Here is a 23790-nt window from a genome sequence, read left to right on the forward strand (position 1 = left end):
GCTCTGCCCAGTTCGTGCGTACCGCAGCATCCTGTACGCATGGGTGTGTTCCTGGCAGTCGTTGCTGCGCCCCCGCATTCAGCCGGTGTAATAGAGGCCGACCAGGCGAACATGTCCACCCTGTTTCCGCAGGTCGCCTGCGGGCTGGTCTGCCGCGTTCCCCTTCGGGGGCACGTTGCAGACCGTCCCAGTTGAATCTTCAACTAAGCCGGGTCTCTTCTTTCCCCTCGCCGATGCGGATTGCCTCGTCAGCCGGCCGCGGACGAGACACAGGCTGCCTTCACGCCAACGTTGGTGATCGCGTGCGGAGATTCTGGGCCACGGGTACGTTGATGTGGATCCCGCTGTCGACTTGTCAGAGGTGGGCCATGGAGCCGAGGGTTCTGACCAACGAGGTGAAGGGTGAGGGGTCCCCGCTGGTCCTGCTGCCGGGCGGCCTCACAGGATGGGTGTCATGGGCGTCCTACGCCGACTCGCTGGCGTCGAGGTGGCAGACCGTTCGCGTCCAGCCGATCCACAACGAGCTCGGTTCGTCCGGTGAGCGTGGCGAGGCTGGGTACACCGCGGCTATCGAGCGCGACTCGCTGCTCATGACCTTGGATGACCTCGGGATTGGAACAGCCGACTTCGTGGGATGGTCCGGTGGCGGGCGCGCACTCATCGAGTTCGCGTTGGCGTATCCAGAGCGGGTGAGGACGCTGACGCTCGTGGAACCTGCGGCCTACTGGATCCTCGACGGGCTTGGTGAGCCCGATCCAGAGGTTGCTCATCTCAACCGTTTCTTTCACGGGCTGGCCGGCCAAGACGTGAGTGAAGACGACTTGGCCGAATTCTGTCAGCTCGCCGGACTCGCCTCCTCAGCAGACAAGGCCCGGGACAATGCCCACTGGGCGAGCTGGGTTCCGCACCGGATGGCCTTGTCCTGGGGCTCGGAACAGGCCGACCGCCCGGAGCGGAGTGTCGATGACCTGGCGGGCGTCTCGTGCCCGGTCCTGCTGGTCCACGGGAACCTGACCGCCGACTGGCTCAAGCGGGTCGTCGCCGTCCTCGATGAGCGGTTGCCCGACACCCGAGTCCTCGAACTGCCCGGCGATCACGCATGTCATCTCGAGAACCCGGACGCGTTTCCCGCCGAGCTGGAGCGGCACCTGGTCCGGTGAGCAATTGGACTGATGTGAGACTCGCTTGTGTAGCAGGCGTGGGCGAAGCAGTTCCCTGCGGTGTCGGATTTGCCGGTGTCGTAGGCCATCCAGCGGGTGAGCAGCGTGAACTCGGCTGCGGCGGCGAACTGGGCGTGACCGACTGCATCGCTGAAGGTGCCGTTGGAGGCGCCGCTGGCAGGCGATGACGACTGAGGGAATCTCACGCGTCGTGATCTCGCTGATCGCCCGTTCCCGGGAGGGCGGGCTGTCGGGCGCGCAGATGCTGCACATCCGTGTGTGGCACGACAAAACTCGGCGCCGTCGCCCGCGGCCCGCGGCGACATCCCGTTCGTCGGAGGTGACGCGCAGGGCAGAACGACGGCCGTCTCCACTGAGATGGACCGCCGGAGTGGCTGGGAGCTGACGGAGGATCGACGCCATGCTCAAGCTCCGAGTCAGCCCGGACGGCCTGGACGGGGCCGGTTGTCTACTGGCCGAACAGCCAGCCGTTCACGGCGCCTTTGCCACGTCCGGGCCGTACAACCTCTCGCTGCATGTGTGGCTTCCCGACCTGGCCGGTCGGCGCGCGCATGGCGTTCGGGTCTGACGCCACCCGAAACAGATCCGTTAGCACTCTACGTCCCGTTGCACCGCGGCGCCGCTTGGCCGGTTCGGTGTCCCCTCCGGCGTGCGGTCGGCGGGCGATCGTACGAGGGTGAAGGTATTCGCTTTTCAAGCGCGGGAGGAGCGCCGGTCATGGACATGAAGCTGGAAGTGGTGGTGATACCGGTCGCGGACGTGGAGCGGGCTAAAGACTTCTACACGGGTCTGGGCTGGCGGCTGGATGCGGATGTCCCCACGGGCGAGGATTTCCGCGTGGTACAGGTGACCCCGCCTGGTTCTCCGGCCTCGGTCATCTTCGGCACGAGCGTCACCGCGCAGGCTCCGGGCACGGCGCAGGGACTGCACCTGATCGTCGACGACATCCAGGCCGCGCACGACGAGCTCAAGAGCGCCGGCGCTGAGCCGAGCGAGGTGTTCCATGATGCCGGCGGCGTATTCCACCACGGCGGGACAGACGCTCGGGTGCCGGGTCCGGACCCGCAGCGTGGCAGCTACGGTTCGTTCCTTTCATTCAGCGACCCGGACGGGAACGGTTGGGTGCTCCAGGAGATCACCACCCGGCTGCCGGGACGGCTCGATCCGTCGGTCACGGCCTTCTCCTCGGCCTCGGACCTCGCCGGTGCGCTGCGCCGCGCGGCGGCCGCGCATGGCGAACACGAGAAGCGAACTGGCACGGAGGACCCGGACTGGCCGGACTGGTACGCCCGCTACTTGGTCGGCGAACAGGCTGGGACCGAGTTGCCGACGTAGGTGCCGTTGAACCCGCAGCGCGGCGCCGCGCTTGCCGGAGCGATCGTCGGGGCGCAGGAATCTGGAGGTGGTGAATGAACGGCACCGACGGTGTGATCGCGGCGGGCGGCGGTTCGCTCGGACCACGGCTGCGATGAACCTGCGAGTCTGGCTGAAACAGCGTGATCCCGGCTTCATCGCGTTGAGGCGGGCCGCAAGGGCCGCGGTGGTCATGCCAGCCGTGTTCGCGGTGGCCGACAGGGTGATCGGCAATCCGGTTCTCGCGACCTTCGCAGCGTTCGGGTCGTTCGCCACCTTGTCGTTCGTCGACTTCACCGGCACGATGCGCGAGCGTCTGGCCTCGCAGACCGGGCTGGTGGCCGTGGGGGCGCTTCTCGTGGTGGTGGGCACACTGGCGTCGCGGCACATCTGGCTCGCCGTGCCGGTGACCTTCGTGATCGGGTTCGCGGTGTTCTTCGCCGGGGCTGTCAGTTCGGCGCTGGCGTCCGCGACGAACGCACTGCTGCTCAGTTTCGTCCTGGCGGTCACGCTGCCTGGATCGCCGAGCACGGTATCCGACCGGGTGCTCGGGTGGCTTCTGGCCGGGGCCGCGTCACTGGTCGCGATCGTCCTGCTGTGGCCCGCCCCGACCCGCGAGCCGCTACGGTCGCCGGCTGCTAAGGCCTGCCGTCTGACTGCGCAGCGGTTGAGGGCCGAGACTGGTTGCGTACGAAGCGGTTTCGACCCGCGCGCCCTTCAAGCCGAGCGCTCCGTCGCCGACGAGGCGGACAAAGCCGTCGCCGCACTGCGGAGCGCTTTCTTCCGCACGCCATACCGTCCCACCGGCCTGACCGCGTCGGCACGTATCCTGGTGCGTCTTGTCGACCAGATCATCCGGCTGGAGTCGATACTGGAGCGGATGCCCTTCGAGGCGGGGCAGGGGCCGGCTGATGAAGTGGTCACCCGCGTGAAGCTCGCGGCGGCGGAAGTACTCGATTGCGTGGCCGATGTCCTGCAGACCGGCTCCGCCGCGGCACCCCGGCTGGGTACGGGTCTGGACCGGTTGCGCAGCGCACGCGCGGACATGGAGAAGTTGACCACCGAAGGGCTGCCAGTCCGACACTCTGCCGCGGTACTCGCCGCCCAGGCCGGTGCGGGCCCCGCTCAGGCGGCCGCCGGCTTCGTCGACGATCTGCTGCCGAGCTTTCGGGCACAAGAACTGACCTCCGCCGTCACCGCGATCGCGACGACAGCCGAGTCAGCAGTGGCTGATCTCACCCGTACCAACTGGCAGCGGTTGACCGGGCGGAGGAATCCGGACGCGGTGGGCTCGCCGCTCGCCTCCGCGCGGGAGCGTGCAGCGGCGCACGTCGAGGTCCACTCTGTGTGGCTGCGCAACAGCTTGCGCGGCGCAGCGGCGCTCGCCGTTGCCGTGCTGGTCGTTGAGGTCTCCGACGTGCAACATGCCTTCTGGGTGGTGCTCGGTGCACTGGCCGTGCTGCGGTCGAACGCGTTGACCACCGGGCAGAACGCGCTGCGCGCCGTCGCGGGCACGGCTGTCGGCATCGTCGTCGGCGGAGCGGTGGTGTATTTCCTGGGCTCGCAGATGTCGGTGCTGTGGCTGCTGCTGCCGATCGCCGTCTTCTTCGCCGGAATCGCTCCTTCCGTGATCTCCTTCGCCGCTGGTCAGGCCGGGTTCACCGCGACGGTGCTGATCCTGTACAACATCATTGAACCGGCGGGGTGGCAGATCGGGATCGTACGCGTCGAAGATGTGGTCATCGGCTGCGCCGTCGCCTTGTTGGTGGGGTTGCTGTTCTGGCCGCGCGGTGCCGCCAGCGCTTTGTCCCGGTCCTTGTCGGAGGCACTGTTCGACAGCGCTCGCTACCTCGGCAAAGCCGTGGACTACGGAGTGAGCCGCTGCGACCGCGTCCCGGTTCCGTTGTCGCTGCCGGCAGGTGAGGCGCGTCGCGCGGCGGCGTCGTCCAGGCGCCTGGACGACGCGTTCCGCAACTACCTCGCGGAGCGGGGCGCCAAGCATCTTCCGCTCGCTGACCTCACGACCCTGCTCAACGTGGTCGCGGAACTGCGGCTGACCGCGGATGCGGTGCTGGATCTGTGGAACGACGTCGGGCCCAGGGCGGACGGCGACCGGGCGCAGGCCAGGCAGGAGGTACGAAGCACGGCGGACCGCATGACCGCGTGGTTCGCCGAGGCGGCCGACGCGCTGCTCGGAGCGGGCGAGCCGCCGCGGCCCGCCGGTCGGGACGATGCCTCGCGCACGCGGCTGGTCGCCGCGCTCGGCCGGGATCTCGACGGTGACAACGAACGCGGCGCGGCAGCGGCGGTACGCATGATCTGGACCGCGCAGCACGTCGAGACGGCCCGCTGCTTGGAGGTCGGCGTGGCCGGACCGGTTGGGAAGGTCCATGCCACTGGTCGGGCACGCCGCGGTGGACCACGCTTGCTGCGCACATCCGTAGAACCGGCGTCCGCGTGATCAACGTCGGAACGGGTACTCGCGGCCCGGTGTCAGAAGGCGAACTGCTGTCCGCCGTCGATGTCATAAGTCGCCCCGGTGAGTGCGGTGTTGGCCATGATGTGCACGGCGAGTGCGGCGACATCGGCAGGGCCGACGACCCGGCCGATCGGGAGGTTCTCCCGTAGTTCTTCTCGACGTTCGTCGAGCTTGTCCTTGAGCAGTGACGCCGAGAGTGGGGTGTCGACGAAACCCGCCGCGATGAGGTTGACGCGAACGGGCGCGAGCTCGAGCGCCAGCGCCGCGACGAACGGCGGAAGCGCGGCGGTGGCGGCGGGCACGATCCCGAGGCCGCGACGGACGCGCCGCCCTCCAGTTCCGCCCATCAGCAGCAGCGTGCCTCCGGGTCTCATCTTGCCGGCCGCGTTGCGCGCGATCTCGAGCCCGAGCACGACATGGTCGCTGAGGGCTTCGCGCACTTGGTCCGCGTCCATCTCCAGCAGCGGGGTGTAACTCGGGCCGCCGGCCGTGACCAACACGTGGTCGACGGGATCGGGCAGGTCCCGGAAGAAACTCCGCAGAGCTGCGGCGTCGGTGGCGTCGAAGGCCGCGGTGCGTTGCACGCCGAGGTCTCGCGCAGCTCGCTCCAGCCGTTCGGGGTTGCGGCCGGTGATGACGACGTCGGCACCCTCGGCTCGGGCGCGTCGGGCCGTTTCCAGGCCGATGCCCGCGCTTCCGCCTATCAGGACGACGGTCTGCCCGAGTAGTTCGGGTTCACGCCGAGCCGCGGTCGAGGTGTTCGGGGTGTTCATTCGTCCTCCTCGCGAGGCGGCCGTCGCGGTTGCGCGACCCGCGTCAGGCGGAGGCCTGAACGGCGGGGACATCAGCGAACCGGAGTCACTCGACGGGCAGCGGCACAACTCCCTTCACGATCGAACGAGTAGCGAACCACCGCTCGTGCGCATACGCCATCCAGGGCCCGGGCTGTTTCTCATCCCAAAACATATTTCAGACGTGATCACACACGGCCTTGTGGTCACCGGGCGGGTTTTTCGTCAGCGTTGTACTGTTGGTTACAACCTTGCACGGTCGCGTCTGGAGCATCCGCCAAGGTGTGTTCGCTCGCTCGTGATGCAGGTCCGGTCCGCTCATTTCCGGATCCTTCGGGAATCCGGTACTGCCGACAGTCGCAGAAAGCGAATCGTGGAGCAATGAATGAAACAGAACATTTTCATGTTGACGAAGTCTCCAGCTCCTATTGGCGGGTGACCTTCGACAACGGCCCCGTCAACCTGTTGGATCCTGACAGCGTCGAGCAACTCGCCGAACTCGTCGGCCGAATGGAAAACGATCCGGACCTGACGGTCGCGGTCTTCCGCAGCGAGAAGCCCGGCTACTTCATGGCCCACTGGGACTTCGCATCCGACAGCGCGCGCGTGCTGGGCATGCAGCCTGGCCCCACGGGGCTGAACCCGTACGTGGACAATTTCGTACGGCTCAGCCGGCTACCGCTGGCCACCATCTCCGAGATCCGCGGTCGCACCCGCGGCGCCGGCAGCGAATTCGTGCTCGCCACCGATATCCGATTCGCATCCGAACAAGCGACCTTGGGCCAGTTCGAAATCGGGGTGGGCACCGTTCCCGGCGGCGGTCCCATGGCCCGCCTCGGCCGCCTCGTCGGCCGCGGCCGCGCCCTGGAGATCCTGCTCGGCGGCGACGACATCCCCGCAGCCCTCGCCGCCGACTACGGCTACGTGAACCGACTCGTGCCAGACGCGCAGATCGAGGAGTTCACCGACGCGTTCGCCCGCAGGATCGCGTCCTTCGAGAAGGTCGCCGTCACCGGCATCAAGCAGCTGGTCGACATGGCCACGCTGCCCGATGACGAGGAGTTCGCACGCGGACTCGCGGCCTACTTCGCCACTGCCGGCCGACCGGAGAACCGCCCCTTCATCCGGATGCTCTTCGACAAGGGACTGCAGCAGCCCGACGGTATCGAGACCGACCTCGGCACTGCCATCGGAAGGCTGCGTCTGAGGGCCTGAGCGTGCCCTTGTCGATGGCCGACTCCTCCGGCGTGAAGCGATAGTCCTTCAGGCAGCCCCAGACCATGTCCGCCTCCGCGAGGAGCACCGCACGGTCCTGGTCAACGGCCAGATCGAGCATTGCCTCCCAGAACATGCGCGCACCGCGGCGGTAGACCTGGATGCTGTCCTCGATCGGCTGGCCTGCGACAGCGCGGGCGCGCAGGAACTCATGGAGCTCGGATCGCAGATAGCCGTCCGGCGGGATCCCGTTGACTATCCAGCGCAGTAGGAGGTCGACGTTCCATCGCATCACGTCGGTCCGATCCACGGGCCACTCGAACCGGGTGTAGGCCGGCAGCCGGCCGAACCCGACCTCCATCCTGCGCACCACGACGCCGACGTCGAACTGCTCCAGAACGCGCCGCAGTTCACTGGCTGCCCGACCTGTGCCAGATGGAGAAGCCGCACTCACGGTACCTCGAAGCCCTCTGAGATGCGCAGATGAGTCGAACCTTTGATCCACTCCGGATGTGGGTACGTAGGTTCGAATCCTACCCATGGCACCGCCAGGATGGTCACACCTAGCGCCAGCGGTGGTGGCGACAGCAAGAGCTCTAAGCGGGGAGCAGCCCGAGGGCTCACGAACGTGCCAGATGGCGGCAGAGGCTAACGACCCGGGCAGACGATGGTGCGCTCTGAGTCACGGCAGCCAGAACTCCTCGGCATGATCGCTTTCCTCGCCCCGGGCGTCCCTCTCCTGTCACCACGCGCTAGTAGGTTCACTCGCGCTGCCGCAGTTGCCGGCGGAACACCCCCTGCATGTGAGGAGATTCGGGCTTTGTCAGAGTGGGAAGAGCTCAGCGGCATGCGGGTGCTGCCAGCCGCGCGGCCGCGGAAGCTGGCGAAGGTGCCGTTTGTGGAGCTGGCCGATGGTCGGTTGCAGGGGGTGGTCTCCAGTGGCTCGGATATCGAGCGGGTGTATGTCTCCTCGGTTGAGGCGGGCGATTTTGCGTTCGCGTGCAGCACTAACAACAACCGGCCGTGCGGGGGCGCCCGCGGGGCGTTCTGCAAGCACATCGATGCGATGATCGGTGAGGCGGTGGTGCAGTACGGCGGCCAGCGTGTGGCCCGGTATCTGCGCATAGACCTCGGCTCTATGGCGCCGAATGCGACTGCCATCAGGTTCCTGATGGATCAGGCGGGGCCTTCGGCGTCGGCCGCGAAGCCGGCGGCACAGGTGTTCAGCCGCTTCCTGCGGCATCTCGCGTATCTGGAGTTGGAGCCGACTACGGAGCCGCTTCCGGAGATGCAGTGGTTCGCGCCGTCGAGGGTGGCTGCGTGATGCGCGCCGATCTTCTGGGCGAGCCTATTGCCGGGTGTGCTGAGGCCCTGGCCGTGGTGGACGGCTTCGATCGGGTGCTGGCTGGCGGGCTGCTGCGGCCGCGGGCCGGGGCGGATGCCGCGTTGGCCGCTCTTGCCGACGCCGTTGGGGGAACGCCGCTTGGCTCGCTGGTGGCTGAGGCGGCGGAGAAGGCTGCGGCTGGGGCGGCGGGGGAGGATCACCTGGTTGCCTTGGCGGGTGCGCGGGTCGCGATCCTCGGGTCGGTCCATGACGCGCTGGTGGCGCGGCTTGACGAGGTGACGGGGCGGACGCGGGGGGCGTGGCCGGACGGTGGCGAGGTGGCGCAGCAGCCTGCGAATCTGCTCGCTGCGGCGCGGTCGTGGCTCGCTGACGTGGCGCGGGCTGGATGGCACGGCATGGACCACGAACTGGTCGCCGGCGCGGCGCCGGTGGTGAGTGTGATGCTTCCGGACACCGGCCTGCGCCGGTTGGCGACGCTGCTCGACGGCTTCGCGGCCGAGCTCGCGGCCTCGTGCCCCGGTGCGACGCTGGAGCGGGTTCCGGTACGGCGCTGGGCCGATCTGTGGTCCCGGGCGATGCTGCTGACACAGCCCGGCGCGGCGGCCGGATCGCGCATCACGACTGGTGGGGGCGCGACCGGTGCGAGCACGAACGGTGGGAGCGTGAACGGTGCGAGCGCGGCCGGTACGAGCGTGAGCGGTGCGAGCGGAGCCGACGTAGCAGCCGCTGCGGGCGCGAGCAGCACGGCTGCCACGGTCACCGGTCGCCTCCTCCCGCTGGGCGTCGATCTGAACGAGCACGCGACCGCCGTTCAAGCCCAGATCCACGCCGTCCTCGAACCCGCCGACGGCGGCGCCCCGCGGCTGGTCCGGGCCAGCGTTGCGGCGCCGAAGCCGGATACCGTCGTCGGGATGGGCGTGTGGCAGTTGCTGCGTCCGCACATGTCGCTCATCGCGGCCTTCAGTGAGGGCCGTGCCATGGACCTCGTCGACATGCCGATCACCGCGGAGGGCGACCTCCGCTGGTCCGACGACAAGGCCCGCAGAAGTGAGCCGGCCGACCCCTTCGCTGCGGCCCGCCTTGTCCTGCCGACCGCCACTGCCGCGTTCACTGCGCCGCTGGCCCGCCATCCGGCGCGGATTGCAGAGCTCGTATTCCTTGAGGGCTACAAGGTCGCTGATGGTGTGCTGGAGCTTGCCGGCGGCCGGCTCGTTGTGGACACCGACCGCATCCCCTCGGCGAGTCCCCTGACGCCGGAGATGGTCTGGGCGTCGACCTCCTGCATCGGGCTGGTGCGCTGGGACGCCGGGGCGTTCACCCTCCAGCCCCTGGCCGTGGAAGCCACGGTCAAGAAGAAGGCCACCGCGGTCCACGCCGGGGCATGGGCCGGCGGCACCGCGGACAAGGAAGGCGTCCAGGCCGAGAAGGCTGCGGCCGAGGCGGTCACGGTTTTGCGTGAGCGAGCCGGAAGGCTGCTGCGCAAATGACTCAGTCGATGAGCGAGTCAATGAGCGAGCCGATGAGGGAGTCGATGAGCGAGGTCGACTTCCAGGAGAACCGTCGCCAGGTCCTCTACTGGCGCTTGCTGGCGCGGCTGTTCGATCACGAAGAGCAGGCCGCGCTCGAGTCGTCCAGCGCCGCCGTCGTGACCGACATCGGTCTGCCGCGTGAGCTGCTGGACCAGCGGACCAGCGTGGACTCCGTCGTCCAGCGGCATCCCGAGTTGGCCGCGGAGTTCGACGGTTTGATGGTGGGCGAAGACGAGGACGAGGTCGGGCCCCGTGACCGCGCCGCCGAGGTCCGCCGAGCCGCGCTCGTGTCGAAGATCCTGCTCAACGTGTTCGCCACGGGCAGTGGATCGGTGTCCGCCGAACAGCTTTCACGATGGCAGTCCGACGCCGGCTGGCTGGAGCGCGCGTTCGGCTGCCCGCCCGGCGGCCTGCGCTCGGGTGGCCCCGGCGTGGGTGCGATGCACGGCGGCGTCCCGTCTGGAGCCGGAGCCGGCGCGGGCGTCCCGGACCTGTCGAACCTCATCCCGGCGATCGGCTCCGAGCTCGGCGACCTCGAAGCCGACCTGGTCAGCCGCATGCGTCTGCGCGAGGTCCTGGCCGACCCGCACCTGGCCGCGCGGCTGACGCCGAGCATGTCGCTGGTCGAACAGCTGCTGCGGGACAAGGGCAATCTGTCGGGCCTGGCCCTGGCGAACGCCAAGGCCCTGATTCGCCGGTACATCGACGAGGTCGCCGAGGTGCTGCGTACCGAGGTGGAGAAGAGCTCGGTCGGCGCGCTGGACCGGTCGGTGCCGCCCAAGCGCGTGTTCCGGAACCTTGATCTGGATCGGACCATCTGGAAGAACCTGACCAACTGGAGCCCCGAGGAGGAACGGCTCTACGTCGATCACCTCTACTATCGGCACACCGCGCGCAGGACTACGCCGCAGCGGCTGATCGTGGTGGTGGACCAGTCCGGGTCGATGACCGACTCCATGGTGAACTGCACCATTCTGGCCTCGATCTTCGCCGGGCTGCCGAAGGTGGATGTGCACTTGATCGCCTACGACACCCGGGCGGTCGATCTCACGCCCTGGGTCAGCGACCCGTTCGAGATGCTGCTGCGCACCAACCTCGGCGGCGGCAACGACGGGCCGGTCGCGATGGCCATGGCGCGGCCGAAGATCGCCGAGCCGCGTAGTACCTGTCTGGTGTGGATCTCCGACTTCTACGAGTTCGACCGCTCCCAGCCGCTGTTCGACGCGATCTGCGAGGTGTACCGCTCCGGGGTGAGGTTCATCCCGGTCGGCTCGGTGACCAGTTCCGGTCGCCAGGAGGTCAACCCCTGGTTCCGCGAACGCTTCAAGGACCTCGGTACGCCGGTGATCTCCGGCCACATCAGCAAGCTCGTCCACGAACTCAAGACTTTTCTGGCTTAGGAGAACCCTGATATGTCCGATCTGCTGCGCGCCCCAGCCGAACTGAAGTACGCCGAGGAACTGGACTGGCTGGAGTCGGTCGACGACGGCCCCAAGCCGTTCAACTGGCGGCTGTCGCCGAAGATGGTCCGGCTCTTTGTTTTGGGTTCCGAGCGCTCCGACGGCCTGGATCGGGAGATCCCGCAGAAGTGGTTCGGCGAGCGTGCCATCGTCGAGCGGGCCATCGTCACCCTGGCCTCCGACCGCGGTCTGCTGCTGATCGGCGACCCGGGTACCGGCAAGAGCTGGCTGGCCGAGCTGCTGGCCGCGGCGATCAGCCGCGATTCGACGCTGGTCGTGCAGGGCACCGCCGGCACCACCGAGGACCACATCAAGTACTCGTGGAACGTCTCGATGGTGATCGCCAAGGGCCAGTCCCGGGAGTCGATGATCCCCTCGCCGATCATGACCGCGATGGAGGGCGGCGTGATCGGCCGGTTCGAGGAGCTGACCCGGTCCACCTCCGACGTGCAGGACGCGCTGATCTCGATCCTGTCCGAGAAGTACATCTCGGTGCCCGAGCTCGACGACGACGGCATCGTCTTCGCCAAGCCCGGCTTCTCGATCATCGCCACCGCCAACAGCCGGGACCGCGGCGTCAACGACCTCTCCTCCGCGCTGAAGCGCCGCTTCAACTTCGTGCGCATCCCGGTGGTCACCAACAAGAAGAGCGAGGCGGAGATCGTCCGGTTCCGCACCGAGGAACTGCTGCGCCGGCACCAGATCGAGCTCGACGTCCCGCCGTCGCTGCTGGATGTGCTGTTGCAGAGCTTCGCCGATCTGCGCGCCGCCGCCGCGAGCGCTGCCAGCGACGACGAGAAGCTGGAGTCGGCGCTGTCCACGGCCGAGCAGATCGGCGTGCTGGAGGACGCGATCCTGCACAGCAACTTCTTCGGGGCACAGGATCTCAGTGCTCGCACACTGGCGTCCTCGCTGGTCGGGTCGCTGGCCCGGCGCGACCCGGAGGACCTGGCCATCATGAACAAGTACCTGCACGGAGTCGTGGAGCCGCGCAGCAAGAAGGACGGCGGCGAGTGGCCGGAGTTCCTGGAGGGCGGCCGCGACGCGATCGCGGTGTTGTCGTGAGCGCCGCGGGCAAGAGTGTCGCAGCGCCCTTTGACGCGCTGAGAAGCCAGTTGCAGGAGGCCGCGACCCGATTCGCCGACGGCCCGGACGCGCTGGAGGGCATCCTGCTCGGCATCGTCGACGACGTGGACCGCGCGGTGCGTGAGCCGCTGGAGATCTTCCCGGTCTGTCACCACTCGCCGGCTTCCGCCATCGCCATGGCGCGGCGCCTCCAGGAGAAGCAGCCGAAGGCGATCTACCTGGAGTTGTGCGAGGACATGGCTCCGCTGCTGTCGGAGCTGCGCAACTGCAAGCTCCCGGTCGCGGTGCAGGCGTTCGCGAGCGAGGTCGACGGCTTCCCGCTGGACTGGGCTCCGCTGTCGGTGATCGCGCCGATCACCGAGGCTTCGGCGGAATATCAGGCCATTGCCTACGCCCTCGAGACTCCGGGCGTGGAGATCGTGCTGGTGGACTGGTCCTCCGATCACGTCTTCCAGTGGGATCCTCGGAGCTCTGGCACCGATGGTGCCGATGGTGCCGCCGATCCAGCCGAGCCTTCTGAGGAGGCCGGTCTGCACGGCGACGCGGTCGGCGTCGAGATCGGCGACCTCCGGCCGCGCTTCGCCGAGCTGGAGGAGCATCTGCTGCGGCACGGCCGGGTCCGGCATTGGTCGGAGTGGTGGCACCAGTACGTCGAGACGCCGCTCGGGGACGCCGATCACGACACCTACCGACAGGTCATGCTGCTGATCGGCAGCCTGTTCCGGCGGCTGGCACCCGGCGACCCGCACCGTGTCCGCGTCGACGAAGACCGCGAACGCTATATGTGGACCCGTATTCGCGAACACCTGACCGCGACCGGGACCGACCCGGCGGACAGTCTGTACGTCTGTGGGGCCTTCCACGCCGCCAGTCGCGTCGCGGAGTTCGGTGTCGAAGGCACCGACACTTTCGAGATCACACCGCGGTCCGCCACCAAGTGGCGCCACGGCTTGATCCCGTCCAGCCATGCGGCGATCGAGGCCCAGTTCGGGCTTGCCCCCGGCTCGGTGTCCATAGCGGCGACGACGTGGGGCACGAACCTCAAGCGGACCGGCGTCAAGCCGTTCCGCCTTGAGGGACAGGCCGGGGTGAAGAAGACGGCCGCCAAGCCCAAGAAGGCCAAGAAGGCCGTGGCTTCCGCCGCGGTCCCGGCCCCGGTTCCCGCGACGGGGCCCTCGGACCGGCTGTCGGGCTTCCTGCGGCGGCCGCCGGTGCTGGACCGGCTCGACGAGGCTGAACTGCTCGGCTGGTCGGTCGACATCGTGCGGTCCGCGCGCCGCAACGGCTATCTGGCTTCCACGGCCGACGCGATCGCGGTGTTCGAGACGTCGATTCTGCTCGCCGGCATGCGCGACCGTGCCAAGCCCACGCCGTACGACTTCCAGGACGCGGCCGTCACGTGCATCGAGAAGGACTCGGTCCCGGGGCGCCGGGACGTGCGGCGGCTCGTCGAGACGATGATGGGCGGCGACCGCGTCGGCCAGGTCGGTTACGACGCGCTCCCACCGTTGGCCCGTGACGTCCATGACCGGCTCGCCCCGTTGCGGCTGAACCTGGAGCAGCGTGGCGTGAAGCGGGCGCTGCTCGACATCGCCGGCCAACCGGCGCTCGCTCAGTGCTCGGACGTGCTGTGGATGCTGCGCCGTCTGCTCCCGGACGGTGCCGCCCGGCCCATCATGGGCGAGCGCAAGCTGGGCGAGCGGTCCCTCCAGGAGTCCTGGGACCTGGCGATCGGCACCCATCAACGGGCCCTGATCGAGCTGGGTTACGAGGGCGTGAGTGTCGAGCAGGTGCTTGAGCAGCGGCTCCGGCGCAAGGCCAACAGTCCGCAGGCCACGGCTGCCGTCGTCTTGGAAGCCGTCGAAGACGCGCTGCTCTATCTCGGCAGTCACCGCCTCGCGGACGAACTCGGCACCCGCGCGCTACAGGTTCTGTCGGCTGAGCGCTCGGTCGACGACGCCCCGGAGGTGCTGCGGCGGATACGGCGGCTGCTGGCCTTCTACCGGACCACGGAACCGGTGTTGCCGGGGTGGATCGAGACGTTCGTCAAGACCGGCTATGCGCACTACTGCACGCTGCTGCCCACGGCGTTCGCCTCCGATGACGTCGGCGTGCGGCAGGTGGCGGCCATGCTGGGCTTCCTGTTCAGCATGGAGAGCTTGGCGCTGTCATTGGGCTGCGATCGCTCGCAGTTGGAACTCGCCGTCGCGCAGGCGCATCCGGAGGAGGCGGAGAAGATCGCGCTGTTCTGGGCGGCGCGGGTGCAGCTGGGAACTCTGTCCCGTGGCGAGTTGCGAGACAGGTGTGAGGAGTTGCTGGGCAACCCGCTCGTGTTGCCGGCCTATCCGCGCTATATCAGTGGGCTGGTCCACGCGCTGGAGCCGGTGCCGGGGTTGGTGGACTTCGTCGTCGAGGCTGTGTCCAACGCGTTCGGACGGCTGCCGGACAGCGTTCTGCTGCCGTGGCTGCCGTCCCTGATCACGGCGTTGCGGAAGAGCGGTGCGGACCTCGCGTCCTTGTTGGTGCGGGAGGCCGGACGGGTGTTCCCGGCACGGCTCGACGTCCTGGACGCTTGGGTGGCGCCCTGGAAGGGGGAGGCCGCCGATCCGGCGGTGGTGTCCCAGCGGCGTGCGGCTCGTCGTGATTCGGGCGGGCCGGTTGCTGAGCTGCTCCAGGCGTACCCGGCGACGTGCGACGCGGTGGCCGGGCTGCTGGGCTGCGAGGGGGAGTGGAGCGTCGGCGGCGGGGCGGCGCAGGGCGGGCTGGAGATCGTGAGGCGGTATCCGGACACTGCGATGGCGTTGGCTGAGCGGGCCGGGCTTGGCGGGTAGGGGCTGTCATGTTGCTGTCGCGGCAGTGTCCTGCAAGCGGAAGTCGTGGAGTCGGCGGGGGAGTGGCGAATAGGTTCGAATCACGATCCGATTAGCAGGGCGTCGCAGATGCCCTGCCATCGAAGGGGGCCTGATTCTGATGACTTCGCTGATGTCCGAAACTCTGCCGGAATTCATGAGGACATATGTACCGGCTGGACCGACGCCGATAGCGATACCGACGGTGATACCGGCATCAGCATCGACATCGACAGCGACCCCCATCGCCGCCGCAGCACGGTCCGGGCCGCGGGTGTCGAGGACCTTCGCGGTGGCAGCCCTGGCCACCGTCGCGTGGCTGGGCTATCTGGTGCTCCGGTTGCCCGACGTGCTGTCGGTGCTGCACTGGCCGCCGACGTGGCTCGGGCTTGAGGCTGCCAGCGCGGTCGGACTGGCGACGGCCTTTCCCGAGGCGTTCAGGCACGATCGGGCAGCCCTGCCGCTATCGGTCGTGAATGCCGTTCTCGCCGCGGCCCAAACGATTTTCGTGGTGTCCACCAATGCCGTCGGAAAGGGGCTGGGGGGTTCATGGCCGGTGCTGGCCGCCCGGATTGTCGGGGCGTTCTGCGGTGTTCTGCTGGCCGCGAGTGAGCCACGGGATCGGCCTTATCGGGCGTACCGCTGGTTTCGTGAACGGCTCGGGTGGCTCGGTTTCGGGTTCAGACCAGATCATCGGCGTTGATCAGGCCGCGGAGCGCGGCCATGGCGCCGGCCTGGAACCGGCTGCTCGCGTTGAGGTGCGTCATCAGGGCGGCGGTGATGCGGCGCGAGGTGCGTACCGATACGCCGAGGCGGCGGGCGATCGACTCGTCGGCGTGGCCCTGGGCCAACAGCCTCAGTACCGCCAGTTCTTGCGCCGTCAGCTCTTGGTCGCTGGGTTCGGGGCGTTCGCCGAAGGGCTGCGCGGTCGTCCAGGCGTGGTCGAAGAGGGCGCACAGGGCGCTCACCAGGCTGGGGCTGCGGACCAGGAGGGCGCCGGATCCGGGGGTGTTCGGGTCCACCGGTACGACGGCCAGGCGGCGGTCGTAGATCTGCATCCGGAACGGGAGCGTCGCTGTGGTCCGGACGTTGCCGCCGGCTTTGGCGAGCCAGCGGATGTATTCCAGGTTCGCGGGGTCGTTGACGATGCTGTCCAGGTACAGGCTCCGCATTTGGAGCCCGCGTTCGAGCAACGCCTGATCCAGGGGCTTGCTGGCGGCCATGGTGGCCGCGCTCTGCGGGCCGCCGGGCGCCATGCCGGCCAGCTCGGTGCGGCACTCGGCCGCCAGGGACTGGATTCTGAGCCGGATGGCGTCCAGGCCGGTCAGGACCTCGACGTTCACCCACTGGCGGGTGTCGCTGAACTGCGTGACCACGTCCTGGACGACCAGGCGGCCGGCCTCGACGGCCTCGCGCCGGCGCTGGAGCTCGGCCTCCTGCCGGGACAGGAGTGCGGCCAGTCCGACGCCGGGCTCCACCGCCCGCAGTGCGCCCGGCGTCTGCCAGGAGGGTCGGACCAGTTCCAGCCGTTCGAGTTCGGCCAGGGCCGCGAGGGTCCGGGGCTCGTCCCAGCCGAGTCTGTGGGCTATTCCGGTCGCGCTGTCGGCCGGCGCCCTGAGCATCTCCTGGTAGACGCTCGCCGAGTCGTCGCCGAGGCCGAGCAGGCCCAGGCCGGCGGAAGTCGTCGTGGGGATCTCCGTCATCAGAAACGCTTCCTCCCCGGTGAGACCGAGGGTGATCTTACACATGCCGATGATCGAAGCCTGTCGTCGCGAGATCTCCCAGTCGGTACTCCGTCGCTACGCTGATCATCTGGACGCCAGGTCGCTGGAGGGGGCGGTATGGGGGTGCTACGGATCCTGCTGGCCGAGGACATGCACATGGTCAGAGGCGCGTTGGTCGCGCTGCTGGCGGACGAGCCGGATCTCGCGGTGGTGGCGGAGGCCGCGACGGGGGACGCGGTGCTGCCCGCCGCCCTCGAACACCGGCCCGACGTGGCGGTGGTGGACTACGACCTGCCGGGCTGCGACGGGCTCGCGGCGGCGACCGCGATCCGGCAGCGGCTTCCGAGTTGTCGAACCCTGATCCTCACCGGTCACAGCCGGCCGGGGGTGTTGCGGCGTGCGATCGCTGCCGAGGTCGACGGATTCCTGCTCAAGGACGCGCCGCCGGAGCGGCTCGCCGAGGCGATCCGGCGCGTCGCGGCCGGCGAGCGGGTCATCGATCCGAAGCTGGCGGCGGCGACGCTGAACCTGCCGCCGTGCCCGCTGACCGTGCGGGAGGGCGAGGTGCTGCGGCTCGTGGAGGACGGCGCCGGGCCCAAGGACGTCGCGGCGCGGCTGCACCTGTCGACCGGGACGGTGCGCAATTACCTGACGTCGATCGTGCTGAAGCTCGATGCGCGGAACACCACGGACGCGGTGCGGATAGCCCGGGCCGCTGACTGGATCTGACCTGGAGCATGAGAATCTCATGCCCAATACGTGATCACGTGCACTGACGCACTGGACCCGGCCGACGCCAGACTCGTGGGCGTACCGCAGTTCGGATCAAGCATCAGGAATCGGTGGACCATGAGCGACATCAACGAGACCGTGACCCGTTACCTCGGCATCTGGAACGAGCAGGACCCGGCGATCCGCCGCGCGGCGATCGAGGAGGTCTTCGCCGCCGGCGCCACCTACACCGACCCGCTGGCGGCGGTGGCCGGCCACGACGCCATCGACGCGCTGGTCGCGGCCGCGCAAGGACAGTTCCCGGGCTTCACCTTCCGCCAGCTCGGGACGTCCGACGCGCACCACGACATCGTGCGCTTCACGTGGGAGCTCGGGCCGGCCGGCGTCGAGGCCCCGGTCGTCGGCTTCGACGTCGCGGTCATCGACTCGGACGGGCGGATCGCGAGCGTCTACGGGTTCCTGGACAAGGTGCCCGCGTAGCAGCCGGGTGTGGACCGCGGACGGGATCCGCGGTCCAGTCGTGCTCCAAGACGCGCGGCCGAATATTCCTCTATAGCGTCAGGTTGATCCGGAGCATCAGCGATTGCGGTGTCGGCGTGTGACCCGCGTGGCCGACGCGCCTCAGGAGTCTGCATCCAGCGCGTGACGCACGGCCGGGGCCAGCCCGCGAGCTTCCTGGACGTTCACGAATACGGCCGCTGCCCGCTGCGCGGATCTGTTGATCCCGAGCATCGAACGGAACCCGGCGGTACCGCCGTCGTGCCCGAGGTAGCCGGGAGGGCCGATGGGCCATCCCAGGCCGGACGAGCGGAGCGGGTCGATCTCGAAGCGGGGTTCTTGGGCCTGGCTGATGGCCCAGCCGACTGGTGAGTCCGGCGGGTTCAGGCAGGCCATCACGTAGCGAGCCATGTCCTCGGCGCTTGCTTCGACACCGCCGGCGCCCCAGAGATGGTGGCTCCAGCGTTCTGCCGGTGCGCCGTGTGCGTAGCCCGTGATTCCGGCCCCGCCGCCGTGGCCGGGGATCCCTGAACACGCCATACCGAGCGGTCGGAGAATCCGGCGCTCAAGAAGGTCCGCGAAGGCGGTGCCATCTGCCCGCTCAAGGACCAGCCCCAGTATTTGGAAGCCGAAGTTCGAGTAGTCGTGCTCCACTCCGCGGGGTTTGCGCGGGGCTGCGCGCAGCTCCGCTTCGGCGACGTCCGCCGTCAGGAACGCGTAGGGATCCGGCGCGCCTGGAACATGGCTGGGTGATAGCCGGGGCAGTCCTGAGGTGTGGGTCGCCAGCTGCGCCAGGGTGATGTCCGCGTTGTCGCCGGCGTCGAGCCAGCGCCCTATCTCGTCGTCCAGGTGGACGATGCCGTCGTCGGCGAGAGAGGCCAGAAGGATTCCCGTCATGGTCTTCGTGATCGAGCCGATCTCGAAGCGTCCGTCGACGGGACAGCCATCGCTCAGGTGGACGGAGAACGCTTCGTGGTCGGCGGCGACGGCGCAGACGGCTGCTATTTCGGGCAATCGGGGAGGCGTATGCAGGCCATCGACCAGTTGCTGCGCGGCCCGCATTCGCCAATTCACGAAAGACCCTCTCGTAGTTGGACGTCGGCCGTCGGGTCGACCTCGGACAGCGCCCTATACACAGACGCCAGCGATGGGTGGCGCCCGGCGTTCTTGCCCGTCGAGATGGTGAGCCTGCTGGCGATCTCCGGTACCGGCACGCCCTCGGCGCGGAGTGTTCGGGCCTGAGACAGCATCGCGTCATCGAACACCTTCGGGCGCCCGGCGTGCCTTCCCCGGTCGCCGGCTGCCTTCTGTCCAGCCTCGATCCGCTGACGGCGATCCCGGTGCTCCAACTCACCCGCCGCGTCCAGCACGGTGAAGAACGTCGAGCCGACGCCGTTCGGGTCGTGGACTCCGGCCAACTGTCCGGTGCGTAGTTCCAGGTGTACATCGGCGGCCCGCAACGCCCGGGACACGTCGATCAGCTCAGCCGCGTTGCGGGCGAGATCAGCGAGGTCGTAGACGGTGAAGACAACTGGCTGGTTCTCGGCACAGTGCCGCTGTTCGGCAGCTAACTCAATGGCCCGGTTCAATTCGGGCCGGGCCTTGACCATGGGGCCGACGACGTCGAGGAACGTCCGAGCGCAGCCGGCGTCGACTTCCAAGTCGGACAGGTGATCGCTGATATCCGTGCTGGCGTCTGGCGCGTACGCGTAGCCGATTCGTACAGGTACCGGTGCGCGCATCGGCGTCCACGCCTGGCCTGCGCCCCTGTCCGCAGGTGTACGGACTTCCGCCACCTCGCCAAGAGCGGGGACCAGGATGAAGCGGGTCGTGTGATAGCTGACCGCGACGTTGCCGCTTCGTGTTCGGCAAGGAGATCCGGCCGGTGTCGCGCACGTCGGACAGGCGAATCGCTCCACGGCCAACGCTGTCTGCTCCACGGGCACTACCATAGAGCGAGTCTCGCATAATTATCTCTCACAATTCTACAAGGCCGCCGCTTGACCTTCGAGTCGAGTCGAAGGTCTACGGTCGAGACATGAGCACGATGCGCATCTCCCAGCTGGCCGAACGCACCGGCGTACCGGCCACCACGCTGCGCTTCTACGAGTCCTCCGGCCTGCTGCCGGCGGGCCGGACCGATTCCGGCTACCGCGTCTACGGCGAGGATGCGGTGCTTCGCTTGGAGTTCATCGACGCCGCGAAGCACCTGGGTCTGCCGCTGGAGGAGATCGCAGAGCTGTTGGCGGTGTGGGAGTCCGGGGCTTGTGCCGAGGTCAAGGCCGACCTGCGGCCCCGGATCGCCCATCGCCTTGATGAGGCCGAGCTGCGTGTGGCCGAGCTGGCCGCGTTCACCACCACGCTGCGCGGGGCGCTGGCCCATCTGGACGCGCTGCCGGATCGCGATGAGCCCTGCGATCCGCTGTGCGCGTTCCTGGCGCCGGCTCCGGCTGCGGCGCCTACGACGAGCGTCCCGGTGCCGCTGTTCACCGACAGGCATGCCGCGCACGCCGAGGCTGAGCGTTGGCGCGAGGCCCCGGTGGCGTGCACCCTGTCCGGCGGCGGCCTGCGGGAACGGGTAGCGCAGTGGCGGGACGTCCTCGACGGCGCGGCACGCGTGGCGATCCCCGAAGGGCTGCGGCTGACGCTGCCGGTCGAACGTGCCGTGGCGGTTGCCGGCCTGGCTGCGGCCGAGCAGCAGTGCTGCGCCTTCTTTGACTTCCGGCTGCACTTCGATGGGCCGGATCTGCATCTCGAAGTCCGCGCGCCCGAGGCCGGCGCCGCGCTGCTGGCTGAGGTCTTCGCGCTCTAGCGGCGTGAGGCGAGTGACACCTTCATCGGCGAGCACTGATCAGGTTTCCTGCTGCGCACATCTACTATCGACTCCGTAGATATCGGGTGTTAGCAGAACCTTGACTCTGTAGTTGGCCATACCTAACATCCGCCGTGCCCGCGACATTTTGCGCGGTTGTGGAACCGGCAACGCCCCATCCGCCAGTGCAGTCGAAAGGGGTGCCACCTTGTCGCAGGCTGCGAAGCTGTGCCCTGGCCTCAACTTGGGTTCCCAATCGGGACTCTGTGCCGGCCAAGACCCGTGTCTCCAATTGATGATCGGATCCCACCGCAGGGTGTCAGGGGCCGGAGAAAACCTCCGCCCCGGCGTTACCCAACCCCGCGTGCACCCCGTGCCATCCGCAGCCGGGTGTGGATCCACCCGGCCTCACATCGGGAGTCACCTTGCGCCATCATTCCCCACGCCCCCTGAGGAACAGACTGCTGGCGGTCGTCGCCGCGGTCGGGCTGACGTTCCTCGGCACCGCGGCCCTGAGCGCACCGGCGCAGGCCGCCACGTCGATCACCAACGGCGGCTTCGAGGCCGGGAACCTCTCCGGCTGGACCACCTCCGGTGTCACTTCGGTGACCACCACAAACCCGCACTCCGGTACGTATGCCGCGATGGTCGGTTCGACCAACCCGAGTAACACGTCCTCGATCACACAGTCCTTCACCGCGCCGGCGACCAGTCCGTCGCTGTCGTTCTGGTACGACGTGGTGTGCCCGGACACGGTCCAGTACGACTGGGCCACCGCGACGCTCAAGGACACCACCACCAACACCACGACCACGGTGCTGCCGAAGACCTGTGTGAACCCGTCGTCGGGGTGGAAGCAGGTCACCAAGACGCTGACCGCCAACGACAACTACACGCTCACCCTGACCAGCAAGGACGACAACTACCCGGGTGACCCGACGTACACGTTGTACGACGACGTCACGCTGTCCGGCGGCGTTCCGAGCAACGACTTCTCGATCACTGACAGCCCCGCGTCGGCGAGCGTCAACGCCGGTTCGTCGGCGACCTCGACGATCTCCACCGCGGTCACGTCCGGCAGCGCGCAGAGCGTGACGCTGTCCGCGTCCGGGCTGCCGTCCGGCGCGTCGGCGTCGTTCTCGGCGAACCCGATCACCGCCGGCGGGTCCTCGACGCTGACAGTCGCCACCTCCTCCAGCACGCCGAGCGGCAGCTACCCGATCACGATCACCGGGGCCGGCGCCTCGGCCACCCACACGACCACGTTCACCCTGACGGTGAACGGGACCGGCGGGCCGACGCTGCAGAAGGTCTCCACCGACCCGTATACCGACACCGACGCGCAGCACGCGACCGAGGTCGAGCCGGACACCTTCGCCTACGGGAACACGGTCGTCGCGGCGTTCCAGGTCGGCCGGGTCTACGGCGGCGGGTCCTCGAACCTGGGCTGGGCCACCTCCACCGACGGCGGCACCACCTGGACCAACGGCTTCCTGCCCGGCATCACGGTGAACCAGGGCGGCAGCTACGCGCAGGTCTCCGACGCCTCGGTCGCCTATGACGTCAAGCACAACACCTGGATGGTCGCCGGCCTGCCGATCGACTCCTCCGGCAACGCCGCGGGCATCCTGGTGAACCGGTCCACCAACGGCGGCACCACCTGGACCAACCCGGTCAACGCGATCGGCTTCGACGGCCAGGGCTACGACAAGCAGTGGATCGTCTGCGACGACACGTCCACCAGCCCCTACTACGGGAACTGCTACATCGAGGCCGACAACACCTCGGCCGGCAACGCCGAACTCATGGCGACGTCCACCGACGGCGGCCAGACCTGGGGCGCCGCGAAGAACCCGTCCGGCAGCCCCGACGGGCTCGGCGGGCAGCCGGTGGTGCAGCCCAACGGCACCGTGATCGTGCCCTTCTCGACCAACGGGTCCGCGATCGAGGCCTTCACCTCGACCAATGGCGGTTCCAGTTGGGGCAGCGTCAACACGATCTCCAGCGTCCAGGTGCACACCGCCAACGGCAGTCTGCGTGACGGTTCCGGCCTGCCCTCCGCCGAGATCGACGCCTCCGGCAAGGTCTACGTGGCCTGGCAGGACTGCCGCTTCCGCTCCGGCTGCCCCGGCAACGACATCGTGATGTCGACCTCCACCAACGGCACCACCTGGTCGGCCGTCACCCGGATCCCGATCGACGCCACCACCTCCGGCACCGACCACTTCATCCCGGGCCTGGGCGTCGACCACGCCACCTCCGGAAGCACCGCGAAGCTCGGGCTGTACTACTACGCCTACTCCAACGCCAACTGCACCGTCTCCACCTGCCAGATGTCAGTGGGCTACATCTCCTCCGCGGACGGCGGCACCACGTGGAGCGCCGCGCAGACCGTGGCCGGCCCGATGACGATGGCGCAGATCGCCAGCACCAGCCAGGGCTACATGGTCGGCGACTACATCTCCTGCTCAGTCGTGAACGGCAAGGGTGTCGCGCTGCTCGCGGTCGGCAAGGCCCCCACCAACGGCCAGGCCTTCGACGAGGGCATGTGGACCGTCGGCGGCGGCCTCGCGATGCGCGGAGGCCCGATCCGGGCCACCACCGGACCGGTCTTCGCTGCGCCCCAGCATCCGAGGACGCCGGCGCTCAGGGCTCTGCACTAGAGCTCTGGTGAAGCCTGCTCACGCAGGCTGAAGGACGGTCGTGTCCACCGCTGACAGCGGTGGACACGACCGT

At 68.4% G+C, this 23790-nt stretch carries 19 protein-coding genes; 15 read left to right on the plus strand and 4 right to left on the minus strand.

Features of this window, described 5'->3' with window-relative positions; translation table 11 throughout:
- Window positions 1-368: 368 nt before the first annotated feature.
- From ABH926_RS13150 to ABH926_RS13165, 4 genes are all read left to right on the plus strand, one after another.
- Window positions 369-1160, plus strand: a complete 792-nt coding sequence (locus ABH926_RS13150; RefSeq protein ID WP_370365757.1) for an alpha/beta fold hydrolase — start codon at window positions 369-371, stop codon at window positions 1158-1160.
- Window positions 1161-1581: 421 nt separating this feature from the next.
- Window positions 1582-1749: a hypothetical protein gene (locus ABH926_RS13155; protein ID WP_370365758.1), complete on the plus strand. Its 168-nt coding sequence runs from the start codon at window positions 1582-1584 to the stop codon at window positions 1747-1749.
- A 149-nt stretch (window positions 1750-1898) separates the two neighbouring features.
- Entirely contained in the window at window positions 1899-2516 is a 618-nt protein-coding gene (locus ABH926_RS13160; RefSeq protein WP_370365760.1) for a VOC family protein, read from the plus strand.
- Window positions 2517-2649: 133 nt separating this feature from the next.
- Window positions 2650-4995, plus strand: a complete 2346-nt coding sequence (locus ABH926_RS13165; protein ID WP_370365761.1) for an FUSC family protein — start codon at window positions 2650-2652, stop codon at window positions 4993-4995.
- A 32-nt stretch (window positions 4996-5027) separates the two neighbouring features.
- Here the strand turns inward: ABH926_RS13165 and ABH926_RS13170 are convergent, their stop codons facing one another.
- A complete protein-coding gene (locus tag ABH926_RS13170; RefSeq protein WP_370365762.1) occupies window positions 5028-5786 on the minus strand; it encodes an SDR family oxidoreductase in 759 nt (252 codons plus the stop codon).
- A 399-nt stretch (window positions 5787-6185) separates the two neighbouring features.
- Here ABH926_RS13170 and ABH926_RS13175 point away from each other — a divergent pair, with 399 nt between their 5' ends.
- The 7 genes from ABH926_RS13175 to ABH926_RS13205 all read left to right on the plus strand — a co-directional run bounded on the left by ABH926_RS13175 (window position 6186) and on the right by ABH926_RS13205 (window position 15991).
- On the plus strand, window positions 6186-7019 hold the full coding sequence (locus ABH926_RS13175) for an enoyl-CoA hydratase/isomerase family protein (protein WP_370365763.1): 834 nt from the start codon (window positions 6186-6188) through the stop codon (window positions 7017-7019).
- 847 nt (window positions 7020-7866) lie between these two features.
- On the plus strand, window positions 7867-8343 hold the full coding sequence (locus tag ABH926_RS13180; RefSeq protein ID WP_370365957.1) for a hypothetical protein: 477 nt from the start codon (window positions 7867-7869) through the stop codon (window positions 8341-8343).
- Window positions 8343-9851, plus strand: coding sequence for a hypothetical protein (locus ABH926_RS13185; protein ID WP_370365764.1), 1509 nt, complete (start codon window positions 8343-8345; stop codon window positions 9849-9851). Before ABH926_RS13180 ends, ABH926_RS13185 begins: the two co-directional genes overlap by 1 nt.
- A 20-nt stretch (window positions 9852-9871) precedes the next feature.
- On the plus strand, window positions 9872-11293 hold the full coding sequence (locus ABH926_RS13190; protein ID WP_370365765.1) for a VWA domain-containing protein: 1422 nt from the start codon (window positions 9872-9874) through the stop codon (window positions 11291-11293).
- A 12-nt stretch (window positions 11294-11305) separates the two neighbouring features.
- Window positions 11306-12418 (plus strand): AAA family ATPase, encoded by a 1113-nt coding sequence (locus ABH926_RS13195; protein WP_370365766.1) that lies wholly within the window; start codon window positions 11306-11308, stop codon window positions 12416-12418.
- On the plus strand, window positions 12415-15270 hold the full coding sequence (locus ABH926_RS13200; RefSeq protein WP_370365767.1) for a DUF5682 family protein: 2856 nt from the start codon (window positions 12415-12417) through the stop codon (window positions 15268-15270). Before ABH926_RS13195 ends, ABH926_RS13200 begins: the two co-directional genes overlap by 4 nt.
- 310 nt (window positions 15271-15580) lie before the next feature.
- Entirely contained in the window at window positions 15581-15991 is a 411-nt protein-coding gene (locus ABH926_RS13205) for a hypothetical protein (protein WP_370365768.1), read from the plus strand.
- Here the strand turns inward: ABH926_RS13205 and ABH926_RS13210 are convergent.
- Window positions 15969-16991 (minus strand): LuxR C-terminal-related transcriptional regulator, encoded by a 1023-nt coding sequence (locus ABH926_RS13210; protein ID WP_370365770.1) that lies wholly within the window; start codon window positions 16989-16991, stop codon window positions 15969-15971. The genes ABH926_RS13205 and ABH926_RS13210 overlap by 23 nt on opposite strands.
- Window positions 16992-17135: 144 nt before the next feature.
- Here ABH926_RS13210 and ABH926_RS13215 point away from each other — a divergent pair, with 144 nt between their 5' ends.
- The gene (locus ABH926_RS13215; protein ID WP_370365958.1) at window positions 17136-17741 is read left to right on the plus strand and encodes a DNA-binding response regulator; all 606 of its coding nucleotides are present in this window, start codon (window positions 17136-17138) and stop codon (window positions 17739-17741) included.
- Between the two features lie 120 nt (window positions 17742-17861).
- The gene (locus tag ABH926_RS13220; protein ID WP_370365771.1) at window positions 17862-18224 is read left to right on the plus strand and encodes a nuclear transport factor 2 family protein; all 363 of its coding nucleotides are present in this window, start codon (window positions 17862-17864) and stop codon (window positions 18222-18224) included.
- 141 nt (window positions 18225-18365) lie between these two features.
- On the opposite strand, the gene ABH926_RS13225 is transcribed toward ABH926_RS13220, so the two are convergent.
- On the minus strand, window positions 18366-19304 hold the full coding sequence (locus ABH926_RS13225; protein WP_370365772.1) for a serine hydrolase domain-containing protein: 939 nt from the start codon (window positions 19302-19304) through the stop codon (window positions 18366-18368).
- Window positions 19305-19312: 8 nt separating this feature from the next.
- Window positions 19313-20182, minus strand: coding sequence for a recombinase family protein (locus ABH926_RS13230; protein ID WP_370365773.1), 870 nt, complete (start codon window positions 20180-20182; stop codon window positions 19313-19315).
- 98 nt (window positions 20183-20280) lie between these two features.
- On the opposite strand from ABH926_RS13230, the gene ABH926_RS13235 reads away from it, so the two are divergent.
- Window positions 20281-21054 carry a MerR family transcriptional regulator gene (locus ABH926_RS13235; RefSeq protein WP_370365774.1) on the plus strand — a complete coding sequence of 258 codons (774 nt, stop codon included), beginning with the start codon at window positions 20281-20283 and terminating at the stop codon, window positions 21052-21054.
- Between the two features lie 425 nt (window positions 21055-21479).
- Window positions 21480-23717: a hypothetical protein gene (locus ABH926_RS13240; RefSeq protein WP_370365775.1), complete on the plus strand. Its 2238-nt coding sequence runs from the start codon at window positions 21480-21482 to the stop codon at window positions 23715-23717.
- Window positions 23718-23790 lie beyond the last annotated feature (73 nt).

It is taken from the genome of Catenulispora sp. GP43, from assembly GCF_041260665.1.
Classification (GTDB): Bacteria; Actinomycetota; Actinomycetes; order Streptomycetales; family Catenulisporaceae; genus Catenulispora.

What these genes read in the sequence shown, in the direction of transcription:
- ABH926_RS13150 (WP_370365757.1), top strand. Translation starts at nt 369, where the DNA reads ATGGAGCCGAGGGTTCTGACCAACGAGGTGAAGGGTGAGGGGTCCCCG.
- ABH926_RS13155 (WP_370365758.1), top strand. Translation starts at nt 1,582, where the DNA reads ATGCTCAAGCTCCGAGTCAGCCCGGACGGCCTGGACGGGGCCGGTTGT.
- ABH926_RS13160 (WP_370365760.1), top strand. Translation starts at nt 1,899, where the DNA reads ATGGACATGAAGCTGGAAGTGGTGGTGATACCGGTCGCGGACGTGGAG.
- ABH926_RS13165 (WP_370365761.1), top strand. Translation starts at nt 2,650, where the DNA reads ATGAACCTGCGAGTCTGGCTGAAACAGCGTGATCCCGGCTTCATCGCG.
- ABH926_RS13170 (WP_370365762.1), bottom strand. Translation starts at nt 5,786, where the DNA reads ATGAACACCCCGAACACCTCGACCGCGGCTCGGCGTGAACCCGAACTA.
- ABH926_RS13175 (WP_370365763.1), top strand. Translation starts at nt 6,186, where the DNA reads ATGAATGAAACAGAACATTTTCATGTTGACGAAGTCTCCAGCTCCTAT.
- ABH926_RS13180 (WP_370365957.1), top strand. Translation starts at nt 7,867, where the DNA reads ATGCGGGTGCTGCCAGCCGCGCGGCCGCGGAAGCTGGCGAAGGTGCCG.
- ABH926_RS13185 (WP_370365764.1), top strand. Translation starts at nt 8,343, where the DNA reads ATGCGCGCCGATCTTCTGGGCGAGCCTATTGCCGGGTGTGCTGAGGCC.
- ABH926_RS13190 (WP_370365765.1), top strand. Translation starts at nt 9,872, where the DNA reads ATGAGCGAGCCGATGAGGGAGTCGATGAGCGAGGTCGACTTCCAGGAG.
- ABH926_RS13195 (WP_370365766.1), top strand. Translation starts at nt 11,306, where the DNA reads ATGTCCGATCTGCTGCGCGCCCCAGCCGAACTGAAGTACGCCGAGGAA.
- ABH926_RS13210 (WP_370365770.1), bottom strand. Translation starts at nt 16,991, where the DNA reads ATGACGGAGATCCCCACGACGACTTCCGCCGGCCTGGGCCTGCTCGGC.
- ABH926_RS13220 (WP_370365771.1), top strand. Translation starts at nt 17,862, where the DNA reads ATGAGCGACATCAACGAGACCGTGACCCGTTACCTCGGCATCTGGAAC.
- ABH926_RS13225 (WP_370365772.1), bottom strand. Translation starts at nt 19,304, where the DNA reads ATGCGGGCCGCGCAGCAACTGGTCGATGGCCTGCATACGCCTCCCCGA.
- ABH926_RS13235 (WP_370365774.1), top strand. Translation starts at nt 20,281, where the DNA reads ATGAGCACGATGCGCATCTCCCAGCTGGCCGAACGCACCGGCGTACCG.